23 protein-coding genes are annotated in these 22,438 nt (G+C 47.5%); 16 read left to right on the forward strand and 7 right to left on the reverse strand.

Annotation, left to right across the window (positions count from 1 at the left end; all coding sequences use genetic code 11):
- Nucleotides 1–232: 232 nt before the first annotated feature.
- The 9 genes from BMY78_RS05730 (at nucleotide 233) to BMY78_RS05770 (ending at nucleotide 6,326) form a co-directional block, all read left to right on the forward strand.
- Nucleotides 233–520, forward strand: a complete 288-nt coding sequence (locus tag BMY78_RS05730; RefSeq protein ID WP_090895502.1) for a Dabb family protein — start codon at nucleotides 233–235, stop codon at nucleotides 518–520.
- 173 nt (nucleotides 521–693) lie between these two features.
- Nucleotides 694–1,155, forward strand: coding sequence for a DUF86 domain-containing protein (locus tag BMY78_RS05735; RefSeq protein WP_090895506.1), 462 nt, complete (start codon nucleotides 694–696; stop codon nucleotides 1,153–1,155).
- Between the two features lie 11 nt (nucleotides 1,156–1,166).
- Nucleotides 1,167–2,072, forward strand: a complete 906-nt coding sequence (locus BMY78_RS05740; RefSeq protein ID WP_177185664.1) for a DUF4261 domain-containing protein — start codon at nucleotides 1,167–1,169, stop codon at nucleotides 2,070–2,072.
- A gap of 186 nt (nucleotides 2,073–2,258) precedes the next feature.
- Nucleotides 2,259–2,645: a YtxH domain-containing protein gene (locus BMY78_RS05745; protein WP_090895511.1), complete on the forward strand. Its 387-nt coding sequence runs from the start codon at nucleotides 2,259–2,261 to the stop codon at nucleotides 2,643–2,645.
- A gap of 227 nt (nucleotides 2,646–2,872) precedes the next feature.
- Nucleotides 2,873–3,682 (forward strand): glutamate racemase, encoded by an 810-nt coding sequence (gene racE, locus BMY78_RS05750; RefSeq protein ID WP_090902080.1) that lies wholly within the window; start codon nucleotides 2,873–2,875, stop codon nucleotides 3,680–3,682.
- A 241-nt stretch (nucleotides 3,683–3,923) separates the two neighbouring features.
- On the forward strand, nucleotides 3,924–5,138 hold the full coding sequence (locus BMY78_RS05755; RefSeq protein WP_371129120.1) for a M14 family metallopeptidase: 1,215 nt from the start codon (nucleotides 3,924–3,926) through the stop codon (nucleotides 5,136–5,138).
- 240 nt (nucleotides 5,139–5,378) lie between these two features.
- Nucleotides 5,379–5,636, forward strand: a complete 258-nt coding sequence (locus BMY78_RS05760) for a hypothetical protein (RefSeq protein ID WP_090895514.1) — start codon at nucleotides 5,379–5,381, stop codon at nucleotides 5,634–5,636.
- Between the two features lie 144 nt (nucleotides 5,637–5,780).
- On the forward strand, nucleotides 5,781–6,083 hold the full coding sequence (locus BMY78_RS05765) for a heme biosynthesis protein HemY (RefSeq protein ID WP_090895517.1): 303 nt from the start codon (nucleotides 5,781–5,783) through the stop codon (nucleotides 6,081–6,083).
- Nucleotides 6,084–6,104: 21 nt separating this feature from the next.
- Nucleotides 6,105–6,326, forward strand: a complete 222-nt coding sequence (locus BMY78_RS05770) for a YuzB family protein (RefSeq protein WP_053783596.1) — start codon at nucleotides 6,105–6,107, stop codon at nucleotides 6,324–6,326.
- 91 nt (nucleotides 6,327–6,417) lie between these two features.
- On the opposite strand, the gene BMY78_RS05775 is transcribed toward BMY78_RS05770, so the two are convergent.
- Nucleotides 6,418–6,816: a hypothetical protein gene (locus BMY78_RS05775; RefSeq protein ID WP_090895520.1), complete on the reverse strand. Its 399-nt coding sequence runs from the start codon at nucleotides 6,814–6,816 to the stop codon at nucleotides 6,418–6,420.
- Between the two features lie 204 nt (nucleotides 6,817–7,020).
- Here BMY78_RS05775 and BMY78_RS05780 point away from each other — a divergent pair, with 204 nt between their 5' ends.
- Both BMY78_RS05780 and BMY78_RS05785 read left to right on the forward strand, forming a co-directional pair.
- A complete protein-coding gene (locus BMY78_RS05780) occupies nucleotides 7,021–7,302 on the forward strand; it encodes a hypothetical protein (RefSeq protein WP_076292069.1) in 282 nt (93 codons plus the stop codon).
- Nucleotides 7,303–7,476: 174 nt separating this feature from the next.
- Nucleotides 7,477–8,307 carry an aldo/keto reductase gene (locus tag BMY78_RS05785; RefSeq protein ID WP_024629201.1) on the forward strand — a complete coding sequence of 277 codons (831 nt, stop codon included), beginning with the start codon at nucleotides 7,477–7,479 and terminating at the stop codon, nucleotides 8,305–8,307.
- A 318-nt stretch (nucleotides 8,308–8,625) separates the two neighbouring features.
- Here BMY78_RS05785 and BMY78_RS05790 read toward each other — a convergent pair whose 3' ends face one another.
- The 4 genes from BMY78_RS05790 to BMY78_RS05805 all read right to left on the reverse strand — a co-directional run bounded on the left by BMY78_RS05790 (nucleotide 8,626) and on the right by BMY78_RS05805 (nucleotide 13,406).
- Nucleotides 8,626–9,360 (reverse strand): DsbA family oxidoreductase, encoded by a 735-nt coding sequence (locus BMY78_RS05790; protein ID WP_090895523.1) that lies wholly within the window; start codon nucleotides 9,358–9,360, stop codon nucleotides 8,626–8,628.
- Between the two features lie 159 nt (nucleotides 9,361–9,519).
- A complete protein-coding gene (locus tag BMY78_RS05795) occupies nucleotides 9,520–9,945 on the reverse strand; it encodes a cytidine deaminase (protein ID WP_090902087.1) in 426 nt (141 codons plus the stop codon).
- Nucleotides 9,946–10,042: 97 nt separating this feature from the next.
- Nucleotides 10,043–12,040, reverse strand: coding sequence for an LTA synthase family protein (locus tag BMY78_RS05800; protein WP_090895526.1), 1,998 nt, complete (start codon nucleotides 12,038–12,040; stop codon nucleotides 10,043–10,045).
- A 214-nt stretch (nucleotides 12,041–12,254) separates the two neighbouring features.
- A complete protein-coding gene (locus tag BMY78_RS05805) occupies nucleotides 12,255–13,406 on the reverse strand; it encodes a THUMP domain-containing class I SAM-dependent RNA methyltransferase (RefSeq protein ID WP_090895528.1) in 1,152 nt (383 codons plus the stop codon).
- 241 nt (nucleotides 13,407–13,647) lie between these two features.
- Here BMY78_RS05805 and BMY78_RS05810 point away from each other — a divergent pair, with 241 nt between their 5' ends.
- Nucleotides 13,648–14,280 (forward strand): O-methyltransferase, encoded by a 633-nt coding sequence (locus BMY78_RS05810; RefSeq protein WP_090895532.1) that lies wholly within the window; start codon nucleotides 13,648–13,650, stop codon nucleotides 14,278–14,280.
- Nucleotides 14,281–14,524: 244 nt separating this feature from the next.
- On the opposite strand, the gene BMY78_RS05815 is transcribed toward BMY78_RS05810, so the two are convergent.
- On the reverse strand, nucleotides 14,525–15,736 hold the full coding sequence (locus BMY78_RS05815; RefSeq protein ID WP_090895534.1) for an asparaginase: 1,212 nt from the start codon (nucleotides 15,734–15,736) through the stop codon (nucleotides 14,525–14,527).
- Between the two features lie 507 nt (nucleotides 15,737–16,243).
- On the opposite strand from BMY78_RS05815, the gene BMY78_RS05820 reads away from it, so the two are divergent.
- Complete coding sequence (locus BMY78_RS05820) at nucleotides 16,244–17,470, forward strand: cytochrome P450 (protein WP_090895536.1); 1,227 nt, start codon at nucleotides 16,244–16,246, stop codon at nucleotides 17,468–17,470.
- Nucleotides 17,471–17,578: 108 nt separating this feature from the next.
- Here the strand turns inward: BMY78_RS05820 and BMY78_RS05825 are convergent, their stop codons facing one another.
- Entirely contained in the window at nucleotides 17,579–18,790 is a 1,212-nt protein-coding gene (locus BMY78_RS05825) for an MFS transporter (RefSeq protein WP_090895539.1), read from the reverse strand.
- Between the two features lie 204 nt (nucleotides 18,791–18,994).
- Here BMY78_RS05825 and hemE point away from each other — a divergent pair, with 204 nt between their 5' ends.
- Genes hemE through hemY form a run of 3 tightly spaced genes read left to right on the forward strand, consistent with a single transcriptional unit; the run spans nucleotide 18,995 to nucleotide 22,426 of the window.
- Complete coding sequence (gene hemE, locus BMY78_RS05830) at nucleotides 18,995–20,059, forward strand: uroporphyrinogen decarboxylase (RefSeq protein ID WP_063564891.1); 1,065 nt, start codon at nucleotides 18,995–18,997, stop codon at nucleotides 20,057–20,059.
- Nucleotides 20,052–21,002: a ferrochelatase gene (gene hemH, locus BMY78_RS05835; protein WP_090895541.1), complete on the forward strand. Its 951-nt coding sequence runs from the start codon at nucleotides 20,052–20,054 to the stop codon at nucleotides 21,000–21,002. The genes hemE and hemH overlap by 8 nt, the downstream gene beginning before the upstream one ends.
- On the forward strand, nucleotides 21,002–22,426 hold the full coding sequence (hemY, locus tag BMY78_RS05840; RefSeq protein ID WP_090895543.1) for a protoporphyrinogen oxidase: 1,425 nt from the start codon (nucleotides 21,002–21,004) through the stop codon (nucleotides 22,424–22,426). Before hemH ends, hemY begins: the two co-directional genes overlap by 1 nt.
- The last annotated feature ends 12 nt before the right edge of the window (nucleotides 22,427–22,438 follow it).

Consider the following 22,438-nt stretch of genomic DNA (forward strand, 5'->3'; position numbering starts at 1 on the left):
ATACAAATGAACAGGCAACAGAAGTTGACCCGGAAAAACAGACAAACCAAAGTGAACAGACGGATAATATGCCCCAGGAGAAAACAAAGGCGAATGAAGGTAGCCCCGATTAGATTGTCTTTTAAGAGAACGTTTCCAAGTATCCTTTCGTAATAGAGGACGTTATGATATATTTTGGATACAAGAAAATTCATTCATACCAATTATTATACTCAAATGAGGTGCTTGTCTGATGATTAAACATATTGTTCTGTTTAAAATGAAAGATCGTTCTAATGAAAGTATTGAAGCGGCTGCGAATGTTCTTCGCAATCTGCAAGGCAAAATTGATGTTCTGGTTTCGCTTGAAGTAGGTATTGACGTGCTCCGTTCAGACAGATCTTTTGACATCTCACTCACGGCAGAGTTTGCATCACTGGAAGATCTTCAGGCATATCAGGTACATCCGCTGCATCAGGAAGTCATCAAGTATATGAACGAGGTCAGAGAGCAGTCGATTGCAGTGGACTACGAAATCTAATCTGTTCTTCATTCTACTTTGGATAAAGGGGACTCTGCATGAGCGATTTAAGAGACGTAATGGAATTTTTATATATTTTTGTCGTGTTTCTGATCGCTTGTCCTGTGATGTTATTTTGGCTGAAGCGAAGAGGAAAAAGGAACCGATAATTCACTGAACGGGAAGTGAACACATTGTATTACGTAAACAGGGAACAGATTGCACGCCGGCTTGCTGCCGTACCGGAGGTGGCCGAAGGTCTTCGCCGTGCTTCACAAGCTTGGGATGGCAGTCTCATGCTGGGTCTGGTACAGGAACGCTGTCTTCATCTCGCAATTGAAATCGTTACGGATGTAGGGAGTTATCTGATTGACGGATTCATCATGCGTGATGCGAGCAGCTATGACGATATTATTCAGATTAACCATGAAGAGAAGGTTTTTGATCATGCAACCTATGAGGTGCTGAGTCGCCTCGTATCGTTGCGCAAGCCGCTCGTTCAGGACTATTACAGCTGGGAGCGATCTGAACTGCATCCGCTGAGCAGTGACCTGCCGGGCGTGCTTGAACATTTTTCCCATCAGGTCAATACCTATGTGGAAAAAGAACTCGGGCCTTTCCAGACTGCACAGGCCGAGGGACAGAGCAAGGAATGAGGGGAAGCAGCATGACGAACGAATGGAAAGAAGATCAAGAAGGAAATAATGAAACGAATGACATACCTTCCGGATTTCATCCGGTATATATGATTGAGCTGTTATTCCAGGAACGTCCCGTTATAGATCGGGGGCGTTTGCAGGAGGCACTAAGTCGTCATACCGGACAAGTCCGGCTTGACGTGAAGCAAGGCAATGAGGAGCATGAACCTGAAATGCTGGTTTTCTACCATCTGGACCATAAGGTTTCTTTTCAGGAAGGTAATATTCCAGCACAGACGTGCATTCTCCCCATTACTGAAATTGTAGATCGTGCCCGCTTTGGAGGGGCTTTGCAGCAAGCCTGGCATTGGCCAGAAGCAGGACAAGCTATGGAAACGATCCAATATTCCATCCGGCTTCATGATATGTTCACTGCTGCCATGCCGCGCAAACAGCGACTCGAATTGTTCCAAAAGACGATTCAGGCTGTTATGGAAGTGCTGCCTTGTGAGGCGTTATACTGGTATGGCAGTGACAAATTGGTTGAACCGAAAGCCTATGTGCTGTCACAGGAGCGTGAGGAGCATCTCTACGCTGCGATGAATGTGCGCATGTATCAGGCTGGGGGCACGGAGGAACAGCGTCAGCTGGTTATGGACACGGTAGGATTGTCGGCACTTGGCGTGCCTGATGTACAGTGTCATTTCATTGGACTTGATCCGGATACGGTAGCCCAGACATTGCTGGGGGCCGCCTATTACATATTTGATCAGGGCGATGTTCTACAGGATGGACAGACGCTGGGATCTTCCGGCGGACGACGCTGGCGTTGTGAGCATCAGGCGGCATTAATTGCACCAGGACGATATGTAATTGATCTGGACCCGGGTGATGAACATGCCGTTGCTCCGCTTGAGCCGGCGCGGCAGACTTGAGGCATGTCTTGATAACGCCAGAAGGTGCGAAAGACGACATCCAGAATTTTTTTGGTATCCGAGTGTCAGGTCAAGCCCTTGCTGCTTATACTGCATCAACAGAGTAGGCATTCGCCCGGATTAACGAGCAACAGGCTGTTGCTTGGTTATTCGGTACTTCATTTAAGGTAAAGGGAGAGATGCGACGTGAAGGATTCTAACAAAAGTTTGTTGTGGGGAGCATTAATCGGCTCGGTTGTAGGTTCAGTGACAGCTTTGCTGTTGGCGCCAAAATCGGGACGTGAACTTCGTCAAGATATTTCGGAAGGTGCACGTCAGGTGAGTGAGAAAGGTCAGGAACTGGCTAGCAAGGTAGGCGAACAAAGCGCACAGATCGTATCCAAAGTAAAAGAAACGGCAGATGTCGTTATCCAGGATATCCAGTCCTGGCGCAATTGCGCTGAAGGTAAAGAAGTACGCGTATCCGCCGTCATTACTGATACTGAGTCTTCCGTTGATGCAGATGCAGCAAATGAGTCAGGTATTAAAGTCATCGCGAAGCTTCCTGCCGACGACTCCAAAGACAATATCTAAAGCTAAGCTTGAACGCGAGCAGGCTTTCCTCCATCTGGAGGGGAGCCTGCTTTGTTGTGTGTTCGTCGTGCAGGAGTTGAACGATACCGCATTTTTGTTTGAACCCTGCAATGAAATCGGGTAAGATGTAGGTACCTTTTTGCCTGAAAATTCATACGGTAGGAAGAAAGCTCTGGGAACCAATTTGTTAACAGAACCAATTCAATGAAGAAGGAAGCGGTGTGTTCGTGCAGCAAGCAATCGCTATATTAGACTCCGGTGTAGGGGGATTGACCGTCGCCAAGGAAGTGATGCGTCAGCTCCCACGGGAAAAGATCATATATTTTGGAGATACTGCCCGGACACCGTACGGACCCCGTTCGTCCGAACAAGTTAAACAATTCACGGAACAAATCGTTGATTTCTTGATCCAGTTCAATCCGAAGGTTATCGTTATCGCCTGTAATACGGCTACAGCAGCAGCGCTCGACTATATTCGAGCCAAGGTGAATGTGCCTGTCATTGGTGTCATTCATCCGGGAGCACGAGCAGCCATCACAGCGACACGCACAGGACGCATCGGTGTCATTGGCACCGTGGGAACCATTGGAAGTGGTGCATATACGTCTGCACTCAAACAGTTGTCCCCCTATATTGATGTGGTCACTCAGGCTTGTCCGGCACTTGTGCCACTGGTGGAGCAAGGCGAATTCCGTTCCGAGCAAACGACAAGTACGGTGGAGCAGTCTTTAGGCCAGATTAAGCAACAGCCGATTGATTGTCTTATTCTGGGTTGTACGCACTATCCTTTTCTCATGGATACCATTCAGGAGGTTATGGGGCAGGAAGTGAAGCTGATCAGTTCGGCAGATGAAACGGCGAGGGAAATAAGTACGATTTTGTATGATAAACGAAAGCTGGCCAGTGGGGATGAGACGCCGGTCCATCAGTTTTTTTGCACAGGGGACCCACGCATGTTCCAGAATATTACTCGTCAATGGTTGGGAGAGCAGATCTCCAAAACGCCAGTTGTGTGGCAGGTTACGCAATTATCATAGCGTTTTTTTTGGTTTCTATGCTTATAAGAATCCCGGAACACTTCGTGTTCCGGGATTCTTTTGATTATATGAGAAAGGATAAGAGCTTCGGAATGTGATTACGTTTTTCATATGTTGGAGGGATTTACACGATTCATGTCACATGACGGACAACCAGATCGGCATACATATTACATACAGTAAGGACACAGGCGAGAAAGGGACAGGAGATTACACGGTTTCTATAGGAAAGGAGATCAACATGGAGCTGCAATGGATTATTGTTCATCAGGGAGATACCTTGTCGCGTATTGCGGCAGCAAACCATATGACGAAGGAGTTACTTGCCGCTCTCAACCCGGAAGCAGCGTCCCAGCCTTATTTGCTGACAGGACAGATGCTGCGCATTATGCCGGGAACGGGGCGCAGGTATGCAGTGCAACCGGGAGAGAAAGTGGCCGGTATCGCATTACGTTTTGGACTGATTGAAGAAGAATTGCGCGAAGCTAATCCAGAAATAGCGAATATTCCGGACTGGTGCGGGCGATGTATTCATATTCCGGATTCAAATGGAAAAACTATCGTCAAGCTGCAGGGAGAGTATGGTTACCGTGAAATGAAACGTGATATCGGTTTGCTGGAAAAGAAATATCCATTTATCGAGATTGGCTCGATTGGCAGCAGTGTCATGGGCAAGGCTTTGCCTTATCTGCGTTTGGGTCAAGGTCCCAAACATATTCATGTCAACGCATCTGTTCATGCAAATGAGTGGCTGACTACCGCGGTTCTGATGCGATTCATTGAAGAATATGCGAAGGCTTACAGTACATCTACGCCGTGGCATCAATTTCAGACGGAACGCTGGATGCAGGAAACTACGCTGTGGGCTGTCCCCATGGTTAATCCGGATGGAGTTGAATTGGTGCAGGAGGGCGTGGTCAATGATCATCCCCATGCAGAAGAATTGCTGGAATGGAATGCCGGACGCTCACATTTTACGCACTGGAAATCCAATATTAGGGGAGTAGACCTTAACGATCAATTCCCGGCTTATTGGGAGGAAGAGGCGGCTAGAAGAGGAATAACGTCCCCAGGGCCAAGAGATTATGCAGGAACCACTCCCTTATCGGAACCGGAGGCGTGGGCACTTGCACAGTGGACCGAGCAGCATCATTTCGATGCTGTCGTTTCGCTGCACAGCCAGGGACAGGAAATTTATTGGAACTACCGGGATTTGGAGCCAAAGGAGAGTGCACCGCTGTCACGTAGACTGGCAAGGGCCTCAGGGTACAAGGCAGTTAAGCTGGGTGGAAGCGATGCAGGGTACAAAGACTGGTTCATCCAGAAGTTTCGGAAGCCTGGCTTCACAGTAGAAGTGGGACTCGGGGTCAACCCGCTGCCCATGGATCAGTTCGATGACATCTGCGTAGAGGTTGGCATGCTATTGGCTGAATTATTAACAGATCGAGAGCACTAACAGGGAGGATTGGGAATCCAAGAAATCTGACTTCACATAATCCGGTTGGGAAGACATGAAACTTACGGGTTGTCCATTCGTATAACAGGAACGGGCGCTGTGACCGGCGTTCGTTTTTTAATCTGCATATTGCATCATTCGTTCCGGATCGCTCTGGAACAGGTAATGATGGGTGTAACTATTAGTGACTATAACGTGTGCTGTTTTATTTCAGTGCAATAATCATACGGAGGGGTTCATATGAAGTGGAGAAGACTGCTGTCATTCAAACGATGGACACAAGTATTCAAACGGCTGCCGCGTCTGTTGCGGGCTCCGCAGATCCCTTTGGGTGAGAAGTTGCTGTTCATCATCCCGGCACTGCTCTACTGGGTACTTCCTGACGTGATGCCGTTTATGCCTATAGATGATATCGGGGTTACGTTGTTGCTGATGAACTGGTTTGTAAGTCGTGCGGAGCGCAAATATCCGGTACTTACAGCGGAGGCGTCGTCTTAATCCGACACAAAATGGGTGGTTTTAACATCGATTTTGCATCAATGTTATTGCGAAGCGCAGTAATTTTCTTTACAATAGATGCTGGAGTTTAGAAATAATGAAAAATTGTTGGGACCAGCAATTACAATATAGGAGATGAATGATATGAACTGCAAAATTACACGTAATGCCGCGAAAGTATTGAAACTTGAACTGGACAAGCCTGAGAACGAAGGTAAATTGCTGCGCGTTGTGATCACACATGCACATGGAGATCATGCCCACTACGGACTCGATATCGATACACCAAAAGACAATGATACGGTTGTATCTACCGATAAAGAGATTGACGTTATTCTTGAGAATGATCAGCCTTTGCTGGATGGCGTTAAAATTGATTACCTTTACTTCCCTGAAGAAGGCTTCGTTATTACGAACCCATCCCAAGGCAACCACGGCGACCACTAAGGGAGCGAAGAAGGGGAACTCATGGCTAACGATATCCGCGTATGCGAAAAATGTAATCATATCAGACTCAAATCGATTGTGGCCAAGTTGGAGAAAATGGCTCCGGATACGGAGATCAAAATTGGTTGCAAATCGTATTGCGGTCCTTGCGCGAAGCGTGCTTTTGTCTTCATCAACGGTCGGTACATCAGTGCTCCGACAGAAGAAGAAGTGCTTGCTAAAGTAGCGAAATTCGTGAAGTAATTGTATGGATATGCAGTGGACAAACTTGTCCACAAAAGGAAAGAGAGGCTGCGGCCTCTCTTTTTTAGTTGTGATGAGGAATCGTACGAAATTAGAACGTAAAGTCGTGCCTCATTTCAAAAATCTCAAAGGTATCCTCTTGAATCTCAATGGCGAGGATTGTATCACTTTTTTTTAGAAAATGCACATGTCCCATACGCTCCTCTTCCACCTCAACCCATCCGGCTTCGGATAACTTCTCAAAATAATCGGATGGTACATATAATCCCTGTTCTCCCCCAATATGTTTCAATTCATATTTAATGCCTGTCAGAATGTTTGGATTGTCTGAATGTGTCGTTATGCTCAGCTGCTTTGCATTCACGGGGACCGGAATCTCGTTATTAATAGAGGAGCCTGTATATCCCGTTATTTCATACGTCGAAGGTGTGCAGCCACTGATTAGCAGTAATAAAAGTACCAGAATGAACACAATCCCAAAGTTCTTCAAATATACACCTCCTTGTGAAAAGGTAATTATCAATTAAACGCAGTCAGAACGGAAAAAGTTATACACATCATTGATATTCATCCTTGATCTCATATAGGGAACATTGAAGTAATCCTTTATTGTTTCAACGAAAGAAGAATAAGGAAGGCCGATGTCAACCATCCTAAAGGGGTAACAGGAACATGATCCCAAGGAGGAATACTCATGCCGAAGCGTTATGATTCCAGTTTGCAAGCCGATACGACCGTATCCCAGGCGCAGAATGCAGTGAACAAACTTCATTTTGCCGTTTCACAGGCAATGTCACATCCAACAGAACAGACCATTGAACAGGCAGAACGCCGTTTGGCGCATACCGAGCAAGCTATGCTTCAAGCTGAACGTTCGCTTGGAGGTCAGGGCGTTGAGCTGGCGGAAGAGATGTTCATTGAGGAGAAGAGAAGATTGAACTCGATCCAGAGTCAGAATGGGCAAGGGGATCTATAAGCGTTCCTGTCACACCAGAACCCGCAGAGCAGCAGTGCTTTGCGGGTTATTCATGTCTATTTTGAATAGACCCAAGAAGTGGATTTTAGTCAAACTGTGTGTAATGTGCCGCTTAAAATTTGGTGAGAAGGTTAATAGACCAAGAGCAGGCAAATTTCACACAGGAGGTACAGAATGACAAAACATATTACAGATTGTACGATTCTGAACAACGGCGTGACGATGCCATGGCTGGGATTTGGGACTTATCGAGCAAAGGGCAAGGAAGTACAACAAGCGGTGGAGACCGCATTGGAAGTCGGATATCGGAGCATTGATACAGCGTCCGTTTATGGAAATGAAGAGGAAGTGGGACAAGCCATTGCGAGCAGCGGTATTGCCCGTAATGAGCTGTTTGTGACAACTAAGCTGTGGAATGAGGATCAAGGCTTTGATTCGACCTTGAGAGCATTTGAGGCAAGTCAGAAGGCGCTTGGATTGAATGTCATTGATCTATACTTAATCCACTGGCCTGGCAGAGACCAGTATAAGGAGACGTGGAGAGCTTTCGAACGTCTATACAGCGAAGGAAGTGTACGTGCCATTGGTGTAAGTAATTTCGAAGTGCACCATCTGCGCGATATCATAGATGAAGGTGGAACGGTGCCCGCGGTGAATCAGGTGGAACTGCATCCGGGTCTGATTCAACAGGAGTTGCAGGATTTCTGCGGGGAGCAGGGCATTCAACTGGAGGCATGGAGCCCCATTATGAGAGGTAAACTGAACAAGGAATCGGCTTTGAAAAGTCTGGCCCAGAAATATGGGAAAACACCAGCACAGGTTATTCTGCGTTGGGATATCCAGAACCAGATTGTGACGATTCCGAAGTCGGTTACCCCGGAGCGGATTCGCGAGAATGCAGATATCTTTGATTTTGAATTGACTCCGGATGAGCTGAAACTAATTGATGCGCTGGATTCGGATAAACGGACGGGGCCACATCCGGATCAGCTGTTTTGGGATTGAGTGTGTAGCTCAATTCCAAAATGAGTGTTTAATGATCTGCTTGGAGTTGTTCCGGTTACGGATCGTTCTTCCGATCGCTGTTGTCTCCAAATTTTTTGATTCAATATTCAAAAGGTGAAAATTAGGAAACAGCTTATGCTTCCGAAGCAGCTTTCTTACAGAAAGCTTTCAGGCGAACACTCCGCTTCTTCAGAATCAATTCCATCCCCTCCACTGCAACTGTTCATCAAACACTAAAACTTTATAATTAGCTTGAGTTGTAGATTATAAAAAAAGCAGCAGGTTCAGGGGATTACCCTTGATCCTGCTGCTTTTGTGTTATTTGGATTGATCCGGTTGCGGAACCTCGCAGCCGTCTTCGGTGCATACTCCACTGCCATCTGCGTTAGTGGTGCTGGACTCTACCATGGTAAAAGGGGAACGCTCATCCCATGCTTTCTGGATCGCGTCAAGGAACACCTCATCAGGTTGAGCACCAGATATAGCGAACTTGCGATCAAACACGAAGAACGGTACACCCCGGATGCCTAATTGTTCGCCTTCGGCCTGGTCAGCACGCACTTGGTCTGCGAATTGATTACTGGACAACACTTCAGCTGCTGCACTGCGATCCAGACCCACTTCTTCAGCCAACGCGATCAGTACATCGGTATTGCCGACATGTTTACCTTCAATGAAGATCGCTTGAAAGAGTCGTTCGCTAAGCTCAAGCATTTTTCCTTGTGTTTCTGCCCAATGGGTCAGGCGGTGAGCAGAGAAGGAATTGGTAGGAATCATCTCATCAATGTTGTATTCCAGTCCAGCCGTACGAGCATTGGCGTTCATCTGTGCATTCATGCCGCGTGCCTGCTCGACACTCATATTGTATTTGGCAGCCAGATATTCTGCGTTGGTTTTGCCACTATTCAATTCAGCATTTGGATCGAGCTCAAAACTTTTAAACTGTAAATGCACTTCATCGCGGTGTGGGAATTGTGCTAATACATTCTCCAGACGACGTTTGCCAATATAACAGAAAGGACACATAAAGTCGGACCATATTTCAATATTCATCAATTAAAACCTCCATCATCTATAAATGAAACCAATACAGTTACAATTATATAGCGACTTTCCTTCATTCGCAAGGTTATGGTTATTACCAAGCCTCGAAAAAAAAGAAGTGCTGAAGCATGCAGCGGACTGCAGCCTCAACACTTCTAGTTTAACTTCTTACTTATCCTGGTATGCCTTGGTCCAATGATAAGGCTGAATTTCGTCCAATCTCTTGTAAATCAAAGCTCCATCTGGATCGTATACGGCAGCCTTCACGTCTTCTCCCCAGAAAAACAGTCGTTCCTGGCACACACCACAAGGGGTGAGGACCTTGAATTCCGAGTGCTCATCGTCACGTGCCACACAGATCGAGTGGGTGACCCGCTCGTTTAATTTGTGGGCTTCCAGATAGGCTCCTGTTTCCATACACAGATGCGTGGCGTCATTAATCACTTCTGGAGCTACGCTGATTAACAGCGAGCCAGCTTCAGTATAAACGGCAGCTGCCCCGCCCCACCCTTGAGGATAGCGATGTTTGACAAAGTTTGCAGCTTCTTCGAACAGTTTTTGTTCGATATTGAATTGATCTGGATGTGACGTCATGGTCATGCACTAGCTCCATTTCATTGTAGTGTCGGGTTAACCTTTGGAAAATGAATTATACAGTGTTCCGACGGTGCAACGTTCCGCTCAGTGTTTGTTAGGATTCGGAATCAGACGTTTGCTCCTCGTGAAAACGCGAGATCAGGTCAAACGTATTAACCGTATCTGACACTTGTAGTCGCTTTGTTGCTTCGTCATGACCAGATCGGCAAGCGTTAATATCCGTTTTGGTACCAGTAGACAGATCGTAACAGGAGCCGCTGTCATAGAGGTAATCATCCGAAGGAATATAGAACAGGGATCCATCTGTAAATGCTCCGCTGCGCAATACCACCATGCGAGAGGAACCATCGTACACATCGTTGCCCATGTGGTAGTAGGATTGATCTGAAATACCAAGTAGATGCAGCACTGAAGGTGTAATATCCAGTTGTCCAGCAGGCTCGTCAATCGTTCCCGCTGCGGCACCGTCCGGCAGATGCACCAGCAAAGGCACCTCGTTCATAATTTGCTCCATATCCAGATCGTTCAGCGAACGTCCGAGAAATTTCTCGTATTGTGGCTGTTCTTTGATGGAGTTATCGTGATCCCCATAGAACATGAAGATCGTTTTGTCCCACAATCCCCGATTTTTCAGATCTTCCACCATCTTGCCGAGCGCAGAATCCACGTAATGAACGGATTGCAGATAGTTGCCAAACATCGTTCCTTTGAATTCACCCACATCCAGCTGCTGTTTATCTTGGGGTAACGCGTATGGATGATGACTGCTGAGTGTAATGAGGAATGAGTAGAACGGCTCAGTAACCTCACTGCTCATTTTCTCAACCGATTGGCGGAAAAAGGACTCATCCGACAGCGACCAGCCAAGTGGGTCATCCTGTTCAAAATCATTTTTACTGTAAAACTTGTCATACTTCATATTCTGATACATCGTGTAGCGATTCCAAAATCCGCTCTCATAGGCGTGAAATACATTTGTACTATAACCATGATCCTTCAAGATAGAAGGCAGGGAATCATAGCTGTGGTCTGCGTAACGGACAAACGCTGATCCAACCGACAGTGGATGCAATGAAATATTGGCCCCAAAGTCGGCATCCGATGTTCGCCCCTGACCTGTCTGGTGATAAAAATGACTGTAGTACTGGCTTTCCTTCATCAGCTCGTTAAAATGAGGCGTAATTTCCTGACCGCCAATGCTCTGACCAATCATGAAATTCATGAAGGCTTCACCTTGGACAATGATCACATTGCTGTCTTTGTACTTGCCAAACATCGCATCCTTCAGTGGGTCAGCCTGTTGTCTGCTTGCAAAATATGCTTTCGCCTGTTCGAGATCGGCAGGATCGACCTCGGGACCGGAGCCGAGCTGGTCTTTGGCATAGTTGTACAGATCATAGCCATGAAAAGCAAGAAGTCCGGTAACGTTGTACATGGATACGTTCCACCAGTTGTTATCAAACAACCCTTTTGCCCAGGTTTTACTATAAAAATAAATCGGACCAACCGCGAGCCCCAGACCTAGTATCAGGGCAATGCTGCCTGCAGTGAGTCGACGACGCATGCTTGTTTTGCGGGAGTTTGATGAGTAAGAGTTCAATCCGTTCGAATATGCGATGGAACCTCCACGACGGTTACGTTTGCTGAACAGCAGGATCGCTGCATACGGGATAACCACCAGCCAATCGACGAAGAACCACAGATCACTGGCATAGATAAGCGTAGCGATGCTGTCTCCCAAAGCGTCGACCTGTCTGGCTTGCATCAGTACAGGGATCGTTAAAAAATCCTGAAAGTAGCGATAATAAACCATATCCGCATAGATCAGTGCAGTGAGCAGCAGATTGAGTATAATGAGTGATATAATCATGCCCCGGCGAGGCAGCCACCAGGTCCAGAAGGACAGAAGCAGCAGCGAACCGATGGCAATCACTTTGTCCAGAAGCCCCATTGTAATGTTATAGGCGTGCAGATTGTGGTGGAGCCACATTAATTTGAGCAGCATGAGTACAAGAAAAATAAGATATAACGTAAGTGGATGATTCAGAAGCCCGCGCGGCGTAAGGCTGCGTGTTGGCTTAGTGACAAACATATATGTCTCCTCCCTGATGAATGGTTTTGTTAACGGAATGTAAAATAGGACTTTATCCATTATAGCGTGGTGTCATGGCTTTTCAACTATGCCTAGGGGAGAAATACTTCATGCGGAAGCCATGTCATCAAGATCAATCATAGTTCTCCCGAAATACTTGCAAAAAAAGCGCCCCAGCCGTGGAAGGCAGGAGCGCTTGATCATTCCAATAATATTATTGTTGCGGTGCTTTATTACGTGGAGGCAGTGGGCCCAAATACTGATAATATTGGGTTTCAATGCGTCCATTGAACAACTTACGGCGCTTGTCTGCCTTGTGGCCAAAGTCTTCCTCGAAAGATTTGGTCGATGTGATGGCGAAAAAGGACCATGTCGGCAAATCGAGGTAACTGCGCCCTAAAGAACGCAGCAGCTTCTGCACTTCTTTTTCTTCACTCAAACGTTCACCATATGGAGGGTTGGTAATAATGACACCATATTCGCCCTGTGGTCTTGCACGATGAGCGGGCAGGACGCTGACTTCAATCTCGTTGGCGAAGCCGGCACTCTTGATTGCTGCCTGTGCAACTTCGATGGCTTCCGGATCGATGTCGCTGCCCGAAATTTGCAATGGAATATCGTCGCGAACCGCGTCAAATGCTTCTTCGCGCGCCTGTTCCCACAATTCTTCGGGAATGACAGCCCAGTTCTCGGAGTTAAACGTACGACGCAGTCCTGGTGCAATGTTCCAGCCGATCATGGCGGCTTCGATCAGCATGGTGCCTGATCCACAACATGGATCATAGAATGGACGGGATACATTCCAGCGGCTGAGCTGAATAAGTGCCGCAGCAAGCGTTTCTTTGAGTGGTGCTTCGGTTACGAGTTTACGATAACCCCGTTTATGCAGACCTGGTCCCGTCGTATCTAAAGTAAGCAGGGCGCGATCGTTCAGCAGAATGACCTCAATCACATAACGAGACCCATCCTCTGGGAACCACTCCGTGTCATAAGTCAGCTTCAGTTTCTCTACGATTGCTTTCTTCACGATCCCTTGTGATGCAGGCACGCTGCTTAGCTGAGATTTGTGGGAGCGACCTTCTACCGGAAATTCGCCATCGGCTGGAATCCACTCCTCCCAAGGTAATGCTTTGGTACCTTCAAACAATTCATCGAACGTTGTCGCTGGGAATTCACCCATTTTGACCAATACGCGATCCGAACTTCTCAGCCACAGATTACATCGGCAAATATCAATATAATCTCCAGTGAAGAAAACCCGGCCATTGTCGATCGTAACATCCTCATACCCCAGCTGCTTCAGTTCCCGGGCGACAACAGCCTCGAGTCCCATCGCCGAGGTCGCAATCAATTGCAATTGAGCCATGTGATTCATTTCAACTCCATTTCAAGCCAGAGAAGGAATGTGCTTCTCGCAGCTGTATAGTGACGGTGCGGCCTTGCCGCTTTCCGTGAAAAAACTTACAATGAGAAATGCGGTGCGCTAATGCATTCATCTTTCGAGCTGATGCAGCAGTTCAACCGCCTGTGTTTGACAACAAACATTTATTATAGAACATTGGCATCCATATGGAAAGCAGTCCAAGTGTCCAAGGAGGATTTTAGCGGTGAATCTGACCCCTGACGAATATGTAAATCAATTATTTCAAGAGGATGATCTCTTGTTAAAGGTAAAAGAAGCCATCCGATCGAACGGCATGCCGGAAGTTTCAGTTGCAGCGGCCTATGGCCGTTTGCTCACGTTTCTTGCGAAGACATCGAAAGCGGAGGCTGTACTCGAAATCGGTGTGCTTGGCGGTTACAGCGGAATTTGTCTTGCTCGCGGTTTAAGTGACGGGGGAACCCTGACTTCGCTGGAACTGAAAGAGGAATACGCAGCGATGGCTCGTGGTCATCTGGAGGAAGGAGGCTTTGGGGATAAGGTCGAATATCGAATTGGGCCCGCAGCCGACAGTCTGGCGCAGCTGGCACAGGAAGGACGTACCTTCGATTTCTTCTTCATTGATGCAGACAAAGAGAATTATCCCGTTTATCTCGATTACGCCATTAAGCTAGCGCGGCCCGGGGCGGTGATTGTGGGAGATAACTGTTTCCTACGCGGCCGTACGCTTAATCCGGACAAGCAGGGTCCGGCTGTCCTCGCGGTTCGGCGCTTCAACGAGCAGATGGCCAGTGACCCGCGGCTGGTAACGACGATGCTGCCGGATTATGATGGTCTGGCTCTGGCCTGGGTGAAGTAAGCATATCAGCTTACAGGACAAAGCTTCGGCTGGAACGTCATTCAAGCGGTTTTTTCTGTTTCTGCGCTCATCCACTGAAATAAATAAGTCAGTATATAGATGGAACGATATCCGTGTTGCACCTAAATCTTCAATGCAGGAGATGGAGGGACAATGTTACAAAAACAAGAGACGATCACAACCCTGAGACAGGGAGTGAATCGTCTCTTGTTTTCTTTAAAGATATAAAGTGATGAGTGCCTTATTAAACTTCCGGCGTTCCATAAGTCTCGAACCATTTTTTAATCGTGTCAAAATCATCGCTGAAGGACAGTCCGAGCATCAACAAAATGCGTGCTTGCTGAGGACTGAGGTTGTCACCGGCAATAACACCTTTCCCTCCGCCATATACACTGCCTGAACCTGTCCGAGTGGTCGTTACGAAGATGACGCCATCCTCCACCGCTTTGGTGCGTGCTTGTCCCATTGCTTTGGAGATACCGCCTGCTCCGGTACCGGACGTTACGATCCCCTTGGCGCCGCCTTTCACAAATCCTTCAATAGCCTCGCCGCCAGCTTCCTGATAGGAAATGGCAATTTCCACCTTGGCGAGATCTGCCTTGGTGATTTTGCTCAGGTCAAAGGCCGGTTTCAATGCACCTTCAGGCTTCAAGGCACGTGCAGGGGCACGATAAATTCGAATGTTTTCTTCATCAATATAACCTACTGCACCAAGCATCGGGGTTTCGAACGTGTCAGTTCGATAATCATTCGTTTTGGTCACGCCGCGCGCCAGTTGAATCGTATCGTTCAACATCAGCACGGTCCCAAATGAAGTGGTGCGCCCGCTGCCTGCGAGCTTGATGGCGTTGTACAGATTCGCTTGTGCATCGGAGCCGATAACGGTCCAAGGGCGCATGGACCCTGTAATGACGACGGGTTTATCACTTTGTACGGTCATGTCGAGGAAGTAGGCGATTTCCTCCATGGTATCTGTACCTGTGGTAACCACAACGCTGTCATACTGAGCCAGAGCCTTGTCTACCGTCTGAGACAAGTCATAGAGATCAGCCATGGTATAAGAGCCTGAGCCTGAATTTCCGAATTGGAGTGTGCTAACATCTGCAATCTTCTGTTTGTCCGGTAAGGCGTCGACCATTTCTCCAATCGGGAGTGTACCGGCCTTATAGTTCTGGAAGCTGGTTGCATCCTCGGATTGACCTGCAATCGTACCACCCGTCCCAATGACCAGAACATTAGGCAGAGCGGATTGTTTGAACGAATCCGATAGCACAGGGATGGTTGTATTGCGAGCCGGAGTGGATGATGCGGTCTGAACTGCACTGGTTGTACCGCTCACTTCTACCGTAGCCGCATGAGCCGCATAGGTTCCAATTGGGGACAGGGAGATGGTCAGAGCTGTCAAAGCAGCTGTGCTCCATACAGCCCAAGGACGAAGATTTGAAGTTTTTTTCATGAAAAGCACTCTCCTTCAGGTTAGTTTCGTGTGATGTTTTTTGAGGATTATATGTAGTGATTTCAAATTGATTGTATTTCATGTTAAATAATATGACAATTATAGATATGAGTAGAGTAATCGGTTACATTGATAGATATATAGAGTATACAGTGTATTTATGAGGTTTTATGGATAAATATGAGAAGGTGAAAAAGAGAATAAGGAGTGTGAAATTATACTATATGAATTTTTGTGTCATATTTTATTACATATAAGTCTTTTGACCTGATAGGGTATCGAAAAAATTGGGGGGAAGTGTTGCAGGATCGTCCATAGCAGAAGTGATCTTATCTAAGACGAATAGCACTGGGGTATAAATTAGCAGGTCTTGACGATTTTTGTAATACGTTCTAGGAAAGGAGGCTCAATTATTGCCAAATATTTGTATGCCCACAGCGTTAAGTCTATAATAAAAGGTGATTTCTATATGTAAATAAATATATATTAATGATTGGAGGAGAAACGATGAACCGAGCACCCAGAAAGTATGCCAATTACATTCCGATCCGGGAGCTGGAGGCGGTGGAGCAGCAATTACTTCCCTTCCAGGTGTACGCTGAACTTCGTGACAATACTCCAGTCCGCTATGACAACCATCGAGAATGCTGGGATGTTTTCCGTTATGAAGATGTGCAATATGTGTTAAAAAACCCTAAACTGTTCTCTTCTGAACGTGATCGCGCTAACGCCAGCATGCTGACTACAGATCCGCCGAAGCACAAGCAATTGCGGGATCTGGTTAATCAGGCGTTCACACCTAAAGCGATTGAAGCGTTAGCTCCGCGGATTCAGGAAATCGCTGATGAATTATTGACTCCGCATTTTTCAGAAGGTCGTATGCGTCTTATCGATGATCTTGCCACTCCACTTCCGGTTATCGTGATCGCCGAATTGATAGGCGTCCCTGCAACAGATCGCCAGAAGTTCAAAGACTGGTCTGATGCACTCGTTAAGGGGGCGCGGGATGACAGTGATGATGCTTTCCAGGAATTGATGGAAGAAAAGAAACGGAACCAGCAGGAGCTGGCGAGCTACTTCACGGCCATAATGGAAGAAAGACGTCAGCGACCAGAGGATGACCTGATCTCTTTACTGCTTTCTGCAGAGATTGAAGGGGAGAAGCTAACGGCAGAGGAAGTGGTCGGATTTTGCATCTTGTTACTTGCTGCCGGTAATGAAACCACAACCAATCTGATTACCAATGCTGTTCGTATTCTGTCAGAGCAGCCTGAGCTTCAACAGCAGCTGCGAGAACACCCTGAGCTTATTCCGACTGCGGTAGAGGAAACGCTGCGTTATTATCCGCCGATTGTGGCCATTGGGCGTATCGCCAAAGAAAACGTAGAATTGAACGGACAAACAATTCAGGCAGGGGAACAGGTGATATCCTGGGTAGGATCGGCCAACCGGGATATCGCCCAATTCGATCAGGCAGAGAAGTTCGTGCCCGATCGCAAGCCGAACAGACATATGGGTTTTGGATTTGGTATTCACTTCTGTCTCGGAGCGCCGCTTGCACGACTGGAGGCGAGGGTTGTACTTCAGACGATGCTTCGGCAAATGGAAGACATTCAGCTTGTGCCGGAAACCGTTTTGCAGCCGATTCAAAGTGCTTTTGTATTTGGCGTGAAAGAATATCCGATTCAATTCACAAGTTCAATTTACAAGCCATCTGACTCGATGGCTCAATGAATCAATGTTGAGGTTTGAGCAAATCAATGCCAAAAGCCGCTTTCTTGCCTAATAGTAGGCGCTGAAAGCGGCTTTTTTTAAGAGCAAAATATCATTTGAATTCAAGCGTCATGGTTCTCTGATCAGAGGGGGCTTTCGGTACAGCTTGAGTCTTACCCACATCATGTTGAGCAGCAGCAGCCCACCGGAGACGATGAACAGTCCTTCGATGCCAATGAACCCGGCCATAAAGCCGCCGATTACGGCTCCAAGCATGTTACCGAGCGCGAGTGTACTCGTATTGAAGCTGAAGGCCCGGCTAATCATGCTATCTGGCGTATAGGAGCGAATGAGCGCGTTGACACTCGGAAGCAGGCCACCCATGAACACACCCATCATGAAACGGACGAGAATGAGCTGCCATACCGTCTGCACGAAAGCCTGAGGTATAAGCATGAGCCCTGTTCCTATAAGAGAAAACGTAAGTACTTTGTGTGAACCTATCCTGTCGCTGAGCTTCCCGAGAATCGGGGACATGGCCATGTTGGAGAGTCCCGTGACTGCACCGACAAGACCTGCCCAGAAGGCCACGTTGACATCCGAACCGTGTAGTTTCTGTACATACAGCGGCAAGAGTGACATCGGGCTGATCATGGCAAATTGCAGCAGGAATGTTACAGCGAACAAGGCAGGTAATTGGGGAGACTTGTTCAGTTCCTTCAGACCGGACAATACGGATTGTTCCGGCAGTTTGGCCGCTTCTTTGCGGTCAAACTTCTCTCTGACCAGGAACATGGCGAGCATCGAAGCTGCGAAGATCAGTCCGCCAGTAATATAGAAGATCGGGCGGAAGCCCACTGCATCAGCGAGCAAACCGCCGATCAGCGGACCCAGAATCGTACCGGCCACTTGACCGGACTGGCTGATGCCCATGGCGAAACCCATGCGATCCTTCGGCGTTGTGCCCGAGATCAGCGCAACTGCTGCCGGGTTGAAGCCGGAGATCGTACCGTTGAGCAACCGTAATAAAAGGAGCTGCCACGGGTTCTGTGCAAAACCCATTAAGGCAATTACGATCGCCATCCCGAAGCCGGAACGCAGCAACATAATTTTCCGGCCGTACTTGTCGGACAATTTGCCCCACAAGGGCTGGAACAAAAATGAGGTGAGGAAGTTGGCAGCAAATATAAATCCCGCCCATATGCCAATCTCATGCTCACCAACCACGCCAAGATCCTTGGCGAGATAAAGGGACAAAAACGGGGTAATCATGGTCATGCCCGAGTTGACCAGAAATTGTCCAAACCAAAGCACAATGAGGTTTACTTTCCACGTTTTCAAAGTGCTTTCACTTCCTTTCAGATCGTTTCTGCAACGTTTCAAAAAAACACGATTCTTTCATTATAACATAATTTGCATATGAGTGAGGGGATGTAAGGAATGTCATAGTATTGTCATCGGAACAGATCGACACGTGGTTGTTACTGCTCTTTAAAAAGGGCATAATGTTATTTATGAGTCCAAAAACTATTGGAGGCTTCTTACATGAGCTATAATGATCGTCTGATTCAAGCCAGCTTCAAACAGCAGGTGGACCGTGTTCCCGTGTGGTACATGCGTCAGGCTGGGCGTTATGATCCCGAATATCGCAAGATTAAAGAAAAGTATTCTTTGCTCGAAATTTGCCGTCAACCTGAGCTAGCAGCTGAAGTTACACTCATGCCGGTACGTAAACTCGGTGTGGATGCGGCTATTTTGTATTCCGATATTATGAATCCGGTTGCTTCCCTCGGTATAGATTTTGATATTGTTAAAAATATTGGACCTGTTATAGACAATCCAATCCGCACGGCGGCAGATGTGGATCGTTTGCGTCCTATTGATGTGGAAGGAGATCTGTCTCATATTCTGGAGACGATTCGCATTCTGGACAAGGAACTGGATGTACCCTTGATTACGTTTGCCGGTGCACCGTTTACCATTGCCAGCTATTTGATTGAAGGCCGACCTTCCAAAGGGTACATACGGACCAAAACGATGATGTACAGTGAACCTGAAGTGTGGCATAAATTGATGCAAAAACTGGGCGATATGGTGATTACATATGTCCGTGCACACATTGCGAACGGCGGTAAAGCATTCCAACTGTTTGACAGCTGGGTGGGCGCACTTTCGCCAAACGACTTTAGAACGTATGTGTTGCCGACGATTACTCGTATCTTTACCGAATTATCGGATTTGAATGTACCGAAAATTTATTTCCCTGGTGTGGCTTCTGGTGAATTGCTGCCAACCCTGCATGATCTGCAAGCCGATGTGATTGGGCTGGATTGGAGAGTATCGATCTCTGAGGGACGTAAACGACTGGGCGGAAAATTTGCTGTTCAAGGGAACTTGGACCCTTATGTGCTGACTGCACCGATGGATCTGATCAAGCAGCATGCCAAACTGATTATTGATGAAGGCATCAAGGAGCCAGGGTATATTTTCAATCTGGGGCACGGACTATTTCCTGAGGCATCATTGGATAAATTAAGAGAACTCACGGCGTATATTCATGAATATTCCGCTGAAGCTTTGAAGACTGGGGTGACGGTAACTAATGACTAATACAGTAGGTGTACTGGTGATGTCGTATGGCACACCTGAGAATATGGAAAGTATTGAAGCATACTACACACATATCCGCAGAGGACGTCCGCCTGAACCGGAACAACTGAAGGAATTGACCGACCGTTATGAAGCCATCGTTGGGGGTGTATTTCCTCTTCGGGAAAACACGGATAATCAGGTTAAGGCCCTTCAGGAGACGTTAAACGAGGATGGCCGTTCAGAAGAAGTTGAATTCCGTTGTTATCAAGGGTTGAAGCATGCATATCCGTTCATTGAGGATGGCGTGGAACAGATGGCGAAGGATGGAATTCAGACTGCAATAGGCATCGTACTGGCACCTCATTTCTCCACGATGAGTGTAGGAAGCTACATCAAGCGCGCTCGTGAGAAAGCGGAAGAACTGGGTATCCAGATGTCCTTTATTGAGAGTTATCATTTGCATCCCAAATTGATTCAGGCTCTCTCCACACGTGTTAGCGCCAAATTGGATGCTTTCGAGGAAGCGGGAGCCAAACGCGGGGATGTACGAGTGCTGTTCAGTGCACACAGTCTGCCTGCGCGAATTGTAGATATCGGTGATCCATATCCGCAGCAACTGCTGGAGACTTCGGAAGTTATTGCATCCCGTTTGGGAATTACCAACTGGCAGTTCACGTGGCAAAGTGCGGGGCGGACAGCAGAGCCTTGGCTCGGGCCTGATATTCTGGATACCCTTCAGGAGCTTGCTCGTGAACAGGTGGAGGATGTGCTTGTAGCACCGATTGGATTCGTATCAGATCATCTGGAAGTGCTCTATGATCTTGATATTGAGGCCAAAGCGATTGCGAAAGAGATCGACATGCGCCTCATGCGTATCGATTCTCTCAATAGTGACCCGCTTTACATGGAAACGTTAAGTGACGTCATTATTAGCCAATGGCAGCAAGGAACGGATGAGTAATGGAAGACCATAAACGTCGTGTCGTTGTTGTCGGCGGAGGTCTGACCGGCCTAAGCGCGGCATTTTATATCCGAAAGCATTACCGGGAAGCAGGAGTTGAACCTGTCATTACCTTGGTTGAGAAAAATTCTTCCATGGGTGGCATGATTGAGACGCTGCACCGTGATGGGTTCGTTATTGAGAAGGGGCCGGATTCTTTCCTTGCCCGCAAAACGGCGATGATTGATTTGGCTAAAGAGCTGGAAATGGACCATGAACTGGTCAGTCAAAATCCGGAATCCAAAAAAACGTACATCATGCAGCGTGGCAAGTTGCATCCCATGCCGGCAGGACTCGTTCTCGGTATTCCGACGGAGTTAAGACCGTTTCTAAGAAGTGGTCTTGTATCTCCGGCAGGCAAGCTGCGGGCATTAATGGATTTTGTCATCCCTCCCCGCCGTACAACGGAGGATGAATCGCTCGGTTATATGATTGAACGCCGTCTTGGAGCGGAAGTGCTGGAAAACCTCACTGAGCCACTGCTTGCGGGCATCTATGCAGGTGATATGCGGCGATTGAGTCTTCAGGCAACCTTTCCGCAATTCGGTGAAGTGGAGCGGGATTACGGTAGTTTGATCCGGGGAATGATGACTGGCCGCAAACCGGCAGAGACTCATACGGGAACGAAGAAAAGTGCTTTTCTGAACTTTCGTCAGGGCTTGCAGAGCCTGGTTCATGCGCTTGTACATGAGTTGCAGGACGTGGATCAACGGCTGAACACTTCCGTGCAATCCCTGGAGGTTCTGAATGGAGATGCGGCTAGATATAACATTCAACTGGATAACGGAGAGCGTCTTGAAGCAGATGATGTAGTCATTACCGTGCCTACGTATGTTGCATCCGAACTGCTGCAACCACATGTGGATACAGCGGCTCTGGATGCAATCAATTACGTTTCGGTAGCGAATGTGGTGCTGGCTTTTGAGAAAAAGGATATCGAACATGTATTTGATGGATCTGGTTTCCTCGTTCCGCGTAAGGAAGGTCGCAATATTACAGCATGTACTTGGACATCAACCAAGTGGCTGCACACCAGCCCGGATGACAAAGTACTGCTTCGTTGCTACGTTGGCCGTTCCGGAGATGAACAGAATGTGGAACTCCCGGATGATGCACTGACGGACCTGGTTCTCAAGGACTTGCGTGAAACGATGGGTGTAGAAGCCGTTCCGATCTTCTCGGAAATTACTCGGCTTCGCAAATCCATGCCACAGTATCCGGTAGGCCATCTGCAGCAGATTGCAGCACTCCGGGAGGAACTTGGCCGCAAATTGCCGGGGGTATACATTGCGGGTGCTGGTTATGAAGGGGTAGGCTTGCCTGACTGCATCAGACAGGCGAAGGAAATGTCAGTTCAAGCTACGCAACTCATTGCTGCAAAATAATAACGTACATGG

Origin of the sequence: Paenibacillus sp. OK076, assembly GCF_900110055.1 — a bacterium.
Lineage (GTDB): Bacteria > Bacillota > Bacilli > Paenibacillales > Paenibacillaceae > Paenibacillus.